The sequence below is a fragment of the Pseudomonas sp. Ps21-P2 genome, from assembly GCF_039672565.1.
Lineage (GTDB): Bacteria > Pseudomonadota > Gammaproteobacteria > Pseudomonadales > Pseudomonadaceae > Aquipseudomonas.
Window position 1 is genome coordinate 322,450 of the sequence record NZ_JBDFPL010000005.1, and the last position, 12,712, is coordinate 335,161.

General features: G+C 61.6%; 9 protein-coding genes. 5 read left to right on the forward strand and 4 right to left on the reverse strand.

Features of this window, described 5'->3' with window-relative positions; all coding sequences use genetic code 11:
* Nucleotides 1-130: 130 nt before the first annotated feature.
* The gene (locus ABEH28_RS15140; RefSeq protein ID WP_346630399.1) at nt 131-3,616 is read right to left on the reverse strand and encodes an indolepyruvate ferredoxin oxidoreductase family protein; all 3,486 of its coding nucleotides are present in this window, start codon (nt 3,614-3,616) and stop codon (nt 131-133) included.
* Nucleotides 3,617-3,827: 211 nt separating this feature from the next.
* Here ABEH28_RS15140 and ABEH28_RS15145 point away from each other — a divergent pair, with 211 nt between their 5' ends.
* The 3 genes from ABEH28_RS15145 (at nt 3,828) to ABEH28_RS15155 (ending at nt 6,572) form a co-directional block, all read left to right on the forward strand.
* Nucleotides 3,828-4,295 carry an Lrp/AsnC family transcriptional regulator gene (locus ABEH28_RS15145; RefSeq protein WP_065990584.1) on the forward strand — a complete coding sequence of 156 codons (468 nt, stop codon included), beginning with the start codon at nt 3,828-3,830 and terminating at the stop codon, nt 4,293-4,295.
* 462 nt (nt 4,296-4,757) lie between these two features.
* The gene (locus ABEH28_RS15150) at nt 4,758-5,273 is read left to right on the forward strand and encodes a DUF4880 domain-containing protein (RefSeq protein ID WP_346630506.1); all 516 of its coding nucleotides are present in this window, start codon (nt 4,758-4,760) and stop codon (nt 5,271-5,273) included.
* 156 nt (nt 5,274-5,429) lie between these two features.
* The gene (locus ABEH28_RS15155) at nt 5,430-6,572 is read left to right on the forward strand and encodes a M14-type cytosolic carboxypeptidase (RefSeq protein WP_346630400.1); all 1,143 of its coding nucleotides are present in this window, start codon (nt 5,430-5,432) and stop codon (nt 6,570-6,572) included.
* Nucleotides 6,573-6,684: 112 nt separating this feature from the next.
* On the opposite strand, the gene ABEH28_RS15160 is transcribed toward ABEH28_RS15155, so the two are convergent.
* The 3 genes from ABEH28_RS15160 to ABEH28_RS15170 all read right to left on the reverse strand — a co-directional run bounded on the left by ABEH28_RS15160 (nt 6,685) and on the right by ABEH28_RS15170 (nt 10,210).
* Nucleotides 6,685-7,230, reverse strand: coding sequence for a cytochrome b (locus ABEH28_RS15160; protein ID WP_192173918.1), 546 nt, complete (start codon nt 7,228-7,230; stop codon nt 6,685-6,687).
* Nucleotides 7,227-8,312 (reverse strand): catalase family peroxidase, encoded by a 1,086-nt coding sequence (locus ABEH28_RS15165; RefSeq protein WP_346625979.1) that lies wholly within the window; start codon nt 8,310-8,312, stop codon nt 7,227-7,229. Before ABEH28_RS15165 ends, ABEH28_RS15160 begins: the two co-directional genes overlap by 4 nt.
* 302 nt (nt 8,313-8,614) lie before the next feature.
* A complete protein-coding gene (locus ABEH28_RS15170; protein WP_346630401.1) occupies nt 8,615-10,210 on the reverse strand; it encodes a lactate dehydrogenase in 1,596 nt (531 codons plus the stop codon).
* 581 nt (nt 10,211-10,791) lie between these two features.
* Here ABEH28_RS15170 and ABEH28_RS15175 point away from each other — a divergent pair.
* Complete coding sequence (locus ABEH28_RS15175) at nt 10,792-11,226, forward strand: hypothetical protein (RefSeq protein ID WP_244656005.1); 435 nt, start codon at nt 10,792-10,794, stop codon at nt 11,224-11,226.
* Entirely contained in the window at nt 11,223-12,707 is a 1,485-nt protein-coding gene (locus ABEH28_RS15180) for an ATPase domain-containing protein (RefSeq protein ID WP_346630402.1), read from the forward strand. Before ABEH28_RS15175 ends, ABEH28_RS15180 begins: the two co-directional genes overlap by 4 nt.
* Nucleotides 12,708-12,712: the final 5 nt, after the last annotated feature.

The window sequence follows — 12,712 nt, forward strand, 5'->3', positions numbered from 1 at the left end:
CGGGAAAGCTTCAGTCGTCACGCCGCGAAATCGAGCGTGGCAATACCGGCGTCTTCCCGGCTAAAGCCGATCCTACTAAGCGATGCATCCAGTTCGATGAGAGAAGGCCTGAACGACCTCCTCCCATTCGTCACGCCGCTACTTCATACAACTTCAGCACTTCAACCTCGCCACTGACCAGGCTCTGGCGCATCCGCGCGGCTTGCAGAGCCGCCGCCTTCATGGCGCTTTCCTTGACGTGACCATAACCGCGAATGCGTTCCGGAAGCCGTGCCAGACTCAGCGCGGTATGGCGGTTGCTCGCACTGAGGTGGCCAAGGATCAGCTCGATGTCGCCAACATAGGCATCAATCAACTCACGCTCCTGCCGACGCTCGACGCTGCGGCCGAACGGATCGAGCACCGTACCGCGCAGGAATTTGAACCGTGCCAGGACGTCGAAGGCCTTCAGCATCCACGGCCCGAAACTGCGTTTGCGCGGGGTGCCGTTGTTCGGGTCGCGCTTGGCCAGCCAGGACGGTGCCAGGTGAAACTCGATGCGGTAATCGCCCTCAAACTGCGCTTCAAGCTGACGGGTGAAGTCGCCATTGCTGTATAGCCGCGCCACTTCGTACTCGTCCTTGTAGGCCAGCAGCTTGAAGTAGTTGAACGCCACCGCCTCGGTCAGCGCAGGCGGCTGGCCCGGGAACAGCCGCGCTTCGGCATCCCGCACCCGATTCACCAGCGTCAGGTAACGCTCGCTCAACGCGCCGTTCTGATAGGCGATCAAACCATGGACGTTGCGTGTGACGCGCTCCTCCAAGGTCAGGTGCTCAGGGTCCGGCGTCGGCTGGGTCTGCGGATTGGCCGCTGCTTGCACTGCCGGCAGGTCAAACGCCGCACGACGCCCCCACAGGAACGCTTGCTGGTTCAGATTGACCGCCACGCCGTTAAGCTCAATGGCTTTTTCGATCGCCGCAGAGGTCAACGGAATCAGCCCCAGTTGGAAGGCATAACCGAGCATAAAGAGGTTGCTGGCAATGCTGTCGCCCATCAATTTGGTCGCCAGGTCCGTCGCCTGCACAAAGTGCGTTTTCTCGGCGCCGACGGCTTCGCGGATGGTCTGCATCATCGCTTCAGCCGGGAACTCGGCGTCGGGATTGCGAGTGAACTCAGCGGTCGGCGTCTGCTGACTGTTGATCACCGCATGGGTTTTCGCGCTGTTGAGCTTGGCGATCGCATCGGGCCCCGACGCCACCAACAGGTCGCAACCCAGCAGCAGATGCGCCTCACCAGCGGCGATGCGCACGGCGAACAGGTCTTCCTGCCGCGCGGCGATACGAATGTGGCTGACCACCGGGCCGAACTTCTGTGCCAGACCGGCCTGGTCTAGCACGCTGCAGCCCTTGCCTTCCAGATTCGCCGCATAACCCAGCATCGCACCGACGGTGGTCACGCCCGTGCCACCCACACCCGGCAGCAAAATGTTGTACGGCTCAGCAAGGCTCGGCAGTGTCGGTTGCGGCAGTTCAGCGAACGCCTGGGCCTGCTTGGGCAACTGTGGCTTGCGCAGCTTGCCGCCATGCACCGTGACAAAGCTCGGGCAGAAGCCTTCGACGCAGCTGAAGTCCTTGTTGCACGCGCTCTGGTCGATTTCGCGCTTGCGCCCTTCCGGCGTTTCCTTCGGCAGCACCGACAGACAGCCCGACTTGACGCCGCAATCGCCGCAGCCTTCGCACACGGCCGGGTTGATGATGGCGCGCTTGTCCAGATCCACCATCGTCCCGCGTTTGCGGCGACGGCGTTTTTCAGTGGCGCAGGTCTGGTCGTAGATGATCACCGACACGCCTTTGAACTCACGCAGTTCGCGCTGAACGGCGTCAAGGTCGCTGCGGTGGTGGAAGGTGGTGATCGGCGCGAACTGCTCGCGGCTCGGGTATTTCTCTGGCTCGTCAGACACCAGCGCAATGCGCTGCACGCCTTCGTTGAACACCTGGCGGCTCAGTTGATCCACCCGCAGCACTCCATCGATGGGCTGGCCGCCGGTCATGGCAACGGCGTCGTTGTAGAGAATCTTGTAGGTGATGTTGACCTTTGAGGCGACCGCCGCTCGCAGCGCCAGGTGCCCGGAGTGGAAATAGGTGCCGTCACCCAGGTTCTGGAACACGTGGGGGGTTTCGGTGAACGGCGCCTGTCCGATCCAGGTCACGCCCTCGCCGCCCATCTGGGTGAACGTCTCGGTTTCACGGTCCATCCAGATGGTCATGTAATGGCAGCCGATCCCGGCCAGGGCGCGACTGCCCTCCGGCACACGGGTCGAGGTGTTGTGCGGGCAGCCCGAGCAGAAATGCGGGGTGCGCTGGGTGTTGAACAGCGGCGCGGCAAGGGCCTTTTCCTTGTCGGCCAGAAACTGCAGGCGCGCGTCGATTTTCGGGCTGCTGTAAATCGGCGCAAGGCGCTTGGCGATGACCCGGGCGATCATTGCCGGGGTCAGTTCAGCCAGGTTCGGCAGCAGCGAACGGCCCTCTTCATCGAATTCACCGACCACGCGAGGACGCTGATCCACCGGCCAGTTGTACAGCTGACCGGTGAGCTGATCCTCGATCACGCTGCGTTTTTCCTCGACCACAAGGATCTCGTCCAGCCCTTCGGCGAAGCCGTGCACCGACACCGGTTCCAGCGGCCAGCTCATGCCGACCTTGAGCACGCGTATGCCCACCGACGCGCACAGGTCCTCGTCGATACCCAGTTCTTCCAGAGCCTGACGCACATCGAGGTAAGACTTGCCGGTGGTGATGATGCCCAGACGCGGCTTCGGCGAATCAATCACCACCTTGTTCAAGTTGTTGGCCCGGGCGAACGCACGGGCGGCGTAGATTTTGTAGGTGTTGAGGCGCGCTTCCTGAGCGAGGGGCGGGTCGGGCCAGCGAATGTGCAGGCCGCCTTCGGGAATCTGGAAGTCTTCGGGGATTTGCGTCTGGATGCGCAGCGGATCGACTTCGACCACGGCCGAGGAATCGACGTTTTCGGCGATGGTCTTCATCGCCACCCAGCACCCGCTGTAGCGCGAAAGCTCCCAGCCGATGATGCCGTAATCGAGGATTTCCTGGACGTTGCTGGGGTTCAGCACCGGAATCATCGAAGCGATGAAGGCGTGTTCGCTCTGGTGCGCGATGGTCGAGGATTTGCAGCCATGGTCGTCGCCGGCGAGGATCAGCACGCCGCCCTTTTCGGCAACGCCCGCCGAGTTGCCGTGCTTGAACACGTCGCCGCAGCGGTCAACGCCCGGGCCTTTGCCGTACCAGAGGGCGAAGACGCCGTCGTATTTGCCGTGGGGGAACAGATTGACTTGCTGACTGCCCCAGACCGCCGTCGCGGCGAGCTCTTCGTTGACGCCGGGCTGGAAATGAATGGCGTTCTGCTGGAGATATTCCTTGGCGTCCCACAGGCTCTTGTCGAGGTTGCCCAACGGCGAGCCGCGATAGCCCGAGATGAACCCGGCGGTGTTGAGCCCGCGGGCTTCGTCGCGCTGCTTCTGCAGCATCGGCAGGCGGGTCAGCGCCTGGGTTCCGGTCAGGTACAGATTGCCGGTTGCGAGTCGGTACTTATCGTCCAGACGAATATCAGCCAGGGACATTCAGGCACTCCTTTATTTTTATTAGTGCGTTTTGAATGCGGCGCCAGCGGCGTTTGCAGCCTTACGAGCGCCTCGCCGTCAGGACGGTTCAGCCCAACGGTCACAGACAAAATACTGCCTGCCCGGCGCAGGCTTTTTCTTCCTAAATCGGCGTGAATCTGCTCATATCGTGCATGCCCGTTCCCCCTCAAGAATAAAAAAGGGTCAATTCATGCAGGTCAAGCTCAGCCCCATCGATCGCAAGATCCTCCGTCTGTTGCAGCACGACGCCAACCTCTCCGCCGCCGAGATCGCCGAGCGCGTCGAACTCTCGCAATCGCCCTGTTGGCGGCGCATCAATCGCCTGGAAGAAGAAGGCATCATCGAGCGCAAGGTGGCCCTGCTCAACCCGGCCAAGCTCGGGTTGACCATGACGGTGTTCGTCGACGTCAAGCTGTCCGGGCACGGGCGCAAGTACCTGACGGAGTTCGAGGAGGCGATCACCGGATTTCGCGAAGTGCTGGAGTGCTACACCATGGCCGGGGACATGGATTTCCTGCTCAAGGTCGTCGTGCAGGACATCGCCAGCTACGAGCGTTTTCTGCGCGACCACCTGCTGCAAAGCCCCCATGTGCAGGAGGCGCATTCGAACATCGCGATGAGTGTGGTGAAGCGCACGACAGAATTGCCGATTGACTGAGATGCCAAGTGACTGAGGCGCAGGCAAAGATCGCCCACGCAGAAAAACTCTTTTCACCGGCGGGCGAAAAAAGCATTGACTCTCAAATGGGAATGATTATTATTGAGCGCAACCGGTCGCGAGACTGGTTGGTAACCCAGAAGCCTTAGGTCGGCTTCCGGATTATCTCCTCATCAGGCTAATCACGGTTTTTGACCCGGCTTATGGCCGGGTCTTTTTTTTATGCCCTTTTCGGGTCTGGGTTCGGTCGGGTGTTGCGTCTTCAGGCTAATGAAGAGGGTTCGACAGTGATCTGCCTTTTCGATGGCGCGCATCATAGCAAATGGATCGAGCGATGGGCCGTTGCAGCTGTCAAAAACTGACACATTCAGTAAAAACCTCCACATTCACGACGTTGTTTTCCGCGACCGCCGCTATTCAAACAGTGAGCAAGACGCCATGACTCAGCTCCTCGACTCGTTGATGACCGCCTCCCCCGTGTCGCCCTCCCCGGGCGCGAGGGCCGAAACTGATCTTTACCGACGCCGCCTTCAGCGGCTGCCGCGCAGGGTGCTGCAGGTTTTCCTGCTGAGCCGTCTCGACGCCCTTTCCTACACTGATATCGCCCGCCTGCTTGACGTGGACGCTCGCACCGTCGAACGCTGCATGACGGTTGCGCTTGAGCACTGCGTCAGCGAGCCCGCCGAACATGACCCGTCCCGTGCGATTCTGCTTCAGGCCCTGGGCTGGTACGTGCACCTGCAAAGCCCCCAGGCCACGGCGAGTCAGCGCATCGAGTTTCGTCACTGGCTCGACGCCGATCCCCGGCACCTGGCGGCGTTTCAGAACAGCGAGCAGTTCTGGCGCACGTTGCATGCACCCGCCGCGATCCTCGGCGCCAGTGGCTGGCATCGGCACAAACCGCGGGTCTATTTCGGCTGGTTGCTGGTGACGATGTTGCTGTGCGGCCTGCTGGTCACCGCCGAAGCCTATAGCTGAAGCCGCCCCTGACTCTTTGGCGAACTATTCTGTCGCCGTCCCCCTAGCGGTTGCGTGTAAAGTAATTGTCATAACAGCCCAGCGAGGCAATCAGGTCTGGCCTGCTTGCCTCCCCGATGGCTTCGTAATGGCAGATCATGCAATCAGGACGCTCCCGTGACTCAAACCGCCCTTTCCATCTCCGCCGATTTTGACAGCGGCAACATCGTCATGCTCGACGCCAGTCATCCCAACGCCGTGCAACTGGCGATCCGTCCCGATACCCGCAGCGCGCATTTCCAATGGTTCCATTTCAAGGTTGACGGCCTGCAGATCGGTGAGCCCCACGGCTTCAGCCTGACCAACGCCGGCGAGTCGAGCTACAACCGCGCCTGGACTGGCTACAACGCAGTGGCCTCCTACGATCAGAAAACCTGGTTTCGCGTGCCGAGCCGGTTCGACGGCAAGGCGTTGAACTTCGAGCTGACGCCCAGCGAATCCCAGGTGTGGTTCGCCTACTTCGAACCCTACAGCCGCGAGCGCCACGACTGGCTGGTGGATCAGGCGCTGAACCAGGCCGGCACCCAGTTGCTCGCCACCGGCAAGAGCGTCGAAGGCCGTGATATTCCGCTGCTGCGCAAGGGCGACGGCGCGGCGGGCAAGCGCAACATCTGGATCATCGCGCAACAGCATCCCGGCGAGCACATGGCCGAGTGGTTCATGGAAGGCATTATCGAGCGGCTCCAGCAAAACGACCCTGAGCTGCAGGCCTTGCTGGCCTCGGCGGACCTGTATCTGGTGCCGCACATGAACCCGGACGGTTCGTTCCACGGGCATCTGCGCACCAACGCCCAAGGCAAGGACCTCAACCGCGCCTGGCAGGACACGACACCCGAGCTCAGCCCGGAAGTGTTCTTCGTCAAAGAGCAGATGGAAAAATACGGCGTGGACATGTTCCTCGACGTCCACGGCGATGAGGAAATCCCATACGTCTTCACCGCCGCCTGCGAAGGCAATCCGGGGTACACCGACCAACAAGCGCAACTGGAAGCTGACTTCCGCGCGCGGTTGAGCGGCTTGACCCGGGACTTCCAGAGCAAATACGGCTATCCGAAATCGGCGCCGGGCCAGGCCAACATGAACCTGGCGTGCAACAGCGTCGGCGAGCGCTACAAATGCCTGTCGCTGACGCTGGAAATGCCGTTCAAGGACAACGACGACGCCCCCGATGTCGTCACCGGCTGGTCAGGCCAACGCTCGAAACAGCTGGCCCGCGATGTGCTGACGACCCTGGGGCAGATGGTGTCCGTGTTGCGCTGAACCGCCGCCTGATGTCGACAGATTGACCGGCGTCCATAAACGACATCCCCAGCGGGGTTAAGCCCACTGGCGATGTCGTCTGCCTTATTCGCAGCGGTCAATCACGGCAACATCAACCCCGCGATTTACCCCGCAGCATGCTGTCGAGCACCTCATCTCGCCTCACCCAGCCGTGAAACAGCGCGGCAGCCAGATGCGCCAGAATTGTCAGGAAGAACAGGTACGCCAGATAGGCGTGGGCCTTGCGCAGCAGCGCGAAGGTTTCCGGGTTTGCCGCGACAATGGACGGCAGGCGCACCGAACTGCCGAGCATGACCGGATCCCCGGCGGCTGAAATCATCGCCCAGCCAATCAGCGGCATCGCCAGCATCAAGCCATACAGCACGTAATGGGACAGCTTGGCGGCCAGCGCCTGCACGGCCGGCAAGTCAGCTGGCAACGGCGGCGTTTGAGTAGTGACCCGGACGACAATCCTGACGATGACCAGCAACAGAATCGCGATGCCGAGGGGCTTGTGCAGGTTCAGCAGCCACTCGTGGCGCTCGGACACCGAAGCCACCATGCCGGCGCCGATGAACAGCATGGCGATGACCATCAGCGCCATCAGCCAGTGCAGCAGGCGCGCCAGTGGGGCGAAATGCTTGACGGGCGTACTCATGGCTGTTTCTCCTGGGCGGGCTCGGCTTTCAGCTGATCGACTTCACTGGTGCGGCGCATGTAGGACGCAGCGTAGGCCGCCGAGCGCGCGGCGAGCAGCGGGTCATCCGAGCCTTCGATGCCGCTGGGCAAAATCAGCGGATCGTAATTGATGTCGCGGCAGTCGCCATCCAGTTGCGGGCTGTCGGAATTGACCACCAGGGTCCCGGCATCCACGGTCTTGTGCTCGCCGGTCCAGGCTTTGGACGCGTCGTTGGTCGGGTCTTGGGGGTTGGCCAGCGTCAGCATCAGCTTCCAGCGTTGTGGGCCGCTGGCCAGTCTGTCGCTGAGGTCCTTGTCCAGATATTCCTTGGCGTCAGGCGCCGGCGCTGCATCGGTGGCTTCCGGCACCAGACTCCAGCGCACAGGCTGGCGCTTGCCGCTGGCGTCCACCAGCACGAAGGCGTTGACGCTGTTGTAGGTCTCGGTGACGAAACTGGCCGAAGGCTTGGCCGTCTTGACCCACGCCAGAAAAGGCTGGGCTTCCGGGTGTGCGGCGAAGAACGCAGGGGGCTTCGCCGGGTCGGGTTTGCCGGTCTTGGGGTCAGGCCCGGTGGCGATCTGCAGGTCAATGAACGCTTCAGGCGTCGCGACCGGAAACACCGGCATGCTATTCATGCCCGTGCGCCATTGCTGCCCGTTGGGCTGGGTGAACTGCACGGCGAAACTGCGCAGGGGCGCGGCGCTGTCAGGGGAATAGGGGTTGCCGGTGGGCACGGCCAGACGCCCGATCACCGGCGTGCGCCCGCTGGCGAAGACTTCGGCCTTGGACAGGCTGGCCGCGGCCCCGTTGCTCTCGAAGTAGCCGGCCACGCAGATGCCTTTCGGGTGGTTGCGACGGTAACCGGGATGCACACCGTTGTTGCGTTCGAACACGTCAACGACCCGCGCGGGGGTCAGTCGCTGGGGGTCGAGGCTGCCATTGACGTAGGCGAAGGCGCCCGCGACGACCAGAACGATCAGGCCAATGCCGGCCAGGCGTGCGAGTTTTTGGGAATTACTGAGCGGCGGTTTGCGGGGATACGGTGGCTCACGGTCAATCATCGATCACACTCCGGGCTTCTCGCCTCTGGGGACATCAAGGTGCTTGGCACGCTTTGTTTATAGCCGGATGCTTGAGGTTTGTCAGGTTGAGGACATCGAGCGCCTAGCGGCTGGAGCAAGGCCGGAATCTGAGGCTGATCCCACTGGCGCCTTCCCGGCTGAAGCGGGTCCCACAAAAAGCATCGTGCGCGGCCAATGGTTCTGGCAGTGTCCCAATATGAGGAACGACGCGCACTTAGTGGGACCGGCTTTAGCCGGGAAAGCGTTGGGTGTCACGCCGCAAAACCAAGGCTATACCGCTATCAGCCATCCAGCTTCGACGGATCACTCTGCAGCAGCACCTTGGCGTGAATCCCGGCCAGGGTGCCTTTCAGCGTCGACGCGCCACGGCCCTGCTTCGCCTCTTTGTCCTGTTGCAAGGCCTGCTGCAGGACGCTGAGGAAGTTCTGGGTTTTGGAGGTGGAGACCGGCGTGTGGGTGTCTTTCTCCAGGCGGCCCATTACGTACTTGGCAATGCGCGTCGACTGGCTGGCGGACTGACTCAGCGTCGCATCGACCAACTCACCTTTTTTATAGCCGATGCTGGTCTTGCTGCTGGCCTGGTCGCTGACCTGGTAATACAGGTAATTCTGTGTTGTCGGATCGGTGCTCAACGCCAGCTTTTGCCCGCCTGGCAGGGGCTTGTGGTAACTGGCGGTCAGCTGCGATTGCTGGTTCTGAACGATGGTCCGGTTCATCTGATCGCGTCCCTTGGACTGGGTGGTCTGCGACAAGGTGTAAGCAAAGGAATCGAGCTCACCGGGGCGGCCCGGGTTGCCCTCGACGCTCTTCTCGCTGACCGACGCGCTGAAGTCGCCGAGGCCGGTCAACAGGCCGTGGTCAGTGTCGGTCAGCTCAATCGAGTTGACGGTCTGCGGCGCCGAGGAAACGCGGGTGTCCTGGTACTGGCTGTGCAGGGTTTTGAAGGCGTCCTCAAACATCGACAGCAACTGTGCATCGCCGTCGCCACGCTTGCGCGCCGCCTCGATCTGGCTGACATAGCCGTCCAGCGCCTTGGCCTGCTGAGCGCTGTCACCACGAATGGCCGCGTTTTTCAGGTCAACCGAAAGGTCGAGATTGCCCAGCGCGCCACTCATGCGCACCGAACGCTGGTCGGCGTCGGCATGCAGTTCAAGGGTCTGGGCGCTGCCGTCTTCCAGCTTGAGGCTGGTTTTCAACTCTACGGAGGCGAAGGCCTTGGCGTCGAAATGGGTCAGGGCGTCGAGTTTCAGGGTCGGCGGCTTGGCCGTCAGGCCGTCGATAGCCGACTGAAAGCCGTCCGCCATGGCGTTCAGTGCGTTCAGCTCGTCGTCGCTGAGTTCGCCGCCGCTCACCTGGGCCTGCACCGCGAGGCCATCGTCCTGACTGGCAAGGCTGAGCTCGATGGTTTTGCCGCTGGCGGTTTTCAGGGTCAGGCTGATGCTGTTGGCCGGATTACTGTGCAGGCGGTCCTGGGCGGCAGCGAGTTCCGCCGGCTCCAGCGCTTTGCCGGTCGTCGAGCGCAGCACCGATTGGGAAATGTTCTGGCCGGTCTGGGCCAACTGACTGAGCAACGTTGCGCCCAGGCCCTGGAAACGCCCCGCCGTGGCGGAGGTGCTGAAGTTGCCCGCCATCGCCAGCGAGACTTTGTCCTGGCGGGTGTACTCCCAGGCCGGCGGGACGTTGCCATCCCCCATCAGCCCGCGGACGTTGTAGGTCAGCGGCTCGCTGACCTTGGCGTCCTGGCCCAGCATGACGACGGACGACGGCGAGGCGCTGGTGGTGCCAGCAACGGCGCCGTCATTCACCGCGACGGTGGCCGCCGGTTTGACCACCGGCATCAATGCCGCGGATGAGGTGACCGAAGAAATCGCTGACATGGCACTTCCCTGTTCAAGTGAGTAATAGACTTCCTGAACAGGGTGTCGGCGGACGCCTTTGTAACTTGAGCGATACAAATCCGGGGCATTCCCGCTACACATTGAACGCGGCACGCTCGGCCAATGAGGGGTACGCCGAGAAGATGATGCGTGGGGATTTTCCATTCAACTGACCCATGCAAACAATTCAGTCGAACACTTTTACGTTATCGATCATAAATAAACAGCGAGCACTTATTCCCCGTCCTGCAACTTACGCAATCACTCGTTTGATTGAATAGTTATGGCGTGCTTAAACTTCACGCCCTCCAAATGAATAACCGCCCGCATTATCCAACCTGCCCCGAGAGCCACCGACGCATTTATATTCATCCCGATGGATAGAATTAAGACGACGCCGGGCGTTGACCAAACCGCTCGCCGTGGAACTCGCCTCCAATTGAGTCTCCCCCACCTTTGATCGGCGGAACGGGCCCGGTGAAGCCTGAGGGCCTGCGCGGCAGAGCGCCGCACGCTTCATGCGTCTGTCCGTTCGGGCAAGAACGTGTACTATCCACTGACACCTACCAGAACTTAATCCCATGTTTGCCGATAGCGAAGCAGGCCAACGAATTGCCACATGCCTGACCCATCGGGTCAATGGCAGCGCGGAACTTTCCGAGGTCGCTGAAGCAATTACTTCGATGTTCGAGGACATTAATACCTCCCTGACCCCAATCATAGGGCCGAAAGGTGTCGCCGCCCTGCATCGCCGCAGCCTTCATCTCTACATATCAAAGCACCCGCTGGCTGGAGACAACTACAAGATGCTGGCCGTGGGCATGGATCTTCAACAATTGAAGGCGTTACTGGCCGAAGAATCGATAGCCGACGCGCTCTTGTTCGGCCAGGAAGTTCTGAACACTTTTCACGCATTACTTGCCACGCTGATCGGACCATCACTCGCTGCACGGCTGCTCCTTGACGTGTGGGAACACTCTTTCAGCGGCCCGCCTGCCCAGGACATTTCACGATGAGTAGTAAAGTCACGATCAACCGTCTGGCAACGGGCGTACCGGGATTCGACGAGATTCTGGGTGGCGGCCTGCCGGAGTTTTCCTTCAACCTTATCGCCGGTCCGCCCGGCTGTGGCAAGACCACGCTGGCCCATCAGATGATGTTCGCCCTGGCCACGCCCGAACGCCCGGCGATCTTCTTCACGGTGCTCGGAGAGCCGCCGCTGAAAATGCTGCGCTACCAACAGCAGTTCAGCTTTTTCGACGAAGAAGCGGTGAACCGCTCGATCCGCTACGTCAATCTGGCGGATGACACCCTGGCTGGCGATCTGGACGAAGTGCTGCGGCGCATCGTCGCCGAAGTCGAGGCCCACAGCCCTGCCCTGGTGTTTGTGGACTCGTTCCGCTCCGTCGTGCTGGCCAGCGAAACCGACTGCAATCCCAAGAACAACCTGCCGCAGTTCGTGCAGCAGCTGGGGATGCTGATGACCACCTGGCAGGCGACGACCTTCCTGCTGGGGGAGTATTTCAACGAGCTCGACAGCAACCCGATCTTCACCGTTGCCGATGGGCTGATCTGGCTGCGCCAGAGCGTTCAGCGCAACTCCATGGTGCGCAAGATGGAGATCATGAAGATGCGCGGCCAGCCGACGCTGCCCGGGCTGCATACCTTCCGCATTGCCGATTCGGGCATTACGGTGTTTCCACCGGCCGCGGTCACGCTTCAGGACCGCGCCGCGCTCAACCACAGCAGCCCTCAGCAGCGTCTGAAGATGGGCGTGCCGCATCTGGACGATATGCTTGGCGGCGGCCTGCCCCGGGGCTATTCGTTGCTGGTTGCCGGCCCTTCCGGCTCTGGCAAAAGCCTGCTGGCGGCGGCCTTTCTCGAAGAGGGTGCGCGCAACGGCGAAACAGGCGTGATCGCCGTTTTCGAACAGCGACCCAACCACCTGCATAACGCCGAACTCACGCGTCTGGTGCACATGGACAAAGTAGGCGTCGTCGACCGACGGGTGCCGGACCTGTCCATCGACGAGATTGTGCAGCAGCTGCTCAGCGAAATCCGCCGGCTGGACGCAACGCGTGTGGTCATCGACTCGCTGTCCGGGTTCGAGCTGGCCGTGGCGCCCGCCTTCCGCGAAGACTTCCGCGAATCCCTGTCGCGCATGGTCAATGCGTTGACCAGCACCGGGGTCAGTGTATTGATGACCTCGGAACTGGAAGACCGCTACACGGATCTGCGCTTCAGTCCTTACGGCACGGCCTTTCTTACGGATGCCATCATCGTCCAGCGCTACATCGAGATCGACAGCCGCTTGCAGCGCATCATGGCGGTGGTCAAGGTCCGGGCCAGCGCTCACTCGGATGAACTCCGGCTGTACCGCATCGACGATAACGGCTTGCAGATCGGCACCCGGCTGCATAATCAGGAAGGGCTGCTGGGCGGACGCCCGACGCGGCTGTCGCCAGGGGTTGCTGAAGCGGGAGACACCATTCGATGAGCGCA

Coding starts and splice junctions, on each gene's coding strand:
- ABEH28_RS15180 (WP_346630402.1), top strand. CDS start 11,223: ATGAGTAGTAAAGTCACGATCAACCGTCTGGCAACGGGCGTACCGGGA.
- ABEH28_RS15150 (WP_346630506.1), top strand. CDS start 4,758: ATGACCGCCTCCCCCGTGTCGCCCTCCCCGGGCGCGAGGGCCGAAACT.
- ABEH28_RS15165 (WP_346625979.1), bottom strand. CDS start 8,312: ATGATTGACCGTGAGCCACCGTATCCCCGCAAACCGCCGCTCAGTAAT.
- ABEH28_RS15140 (WP_346630399.1), bottom strand. CDS start 3,616: ATGTCCCTGGCTGATATTCGTCTGGACGATAAGTACCGACTCGCAACC.
- ABEH28_RS15170 (WP_346630401.1), bottom strand. CDS start 10,210: ATGTCAGCGATTTCTTCGGTCACCTCATCCGCGGCATTGATGCCGGTG.
- ABEH28_RS15145 (WP_065990584.1), top strand. CDS start 3,828: ATGCAGGTCAAGCTCAGCCCCATCGATCGCAAGATCCTCCGTCTGTTG.
- ABEH28_RS15175 (WP_244656005.1), top strand. CDS start 10,792: ATGTTTGCCGATAGCGAAGCAGGCCAACGAATTGCCACATGCCTGACC.
- ABEH28_RS15160 (WP_192173918.1), bottom strand. CDS start 7,230: ATGAGTACGCCCGTCAAGCATTTCGCCCCACTGGCGCGCCTGCTGCAC.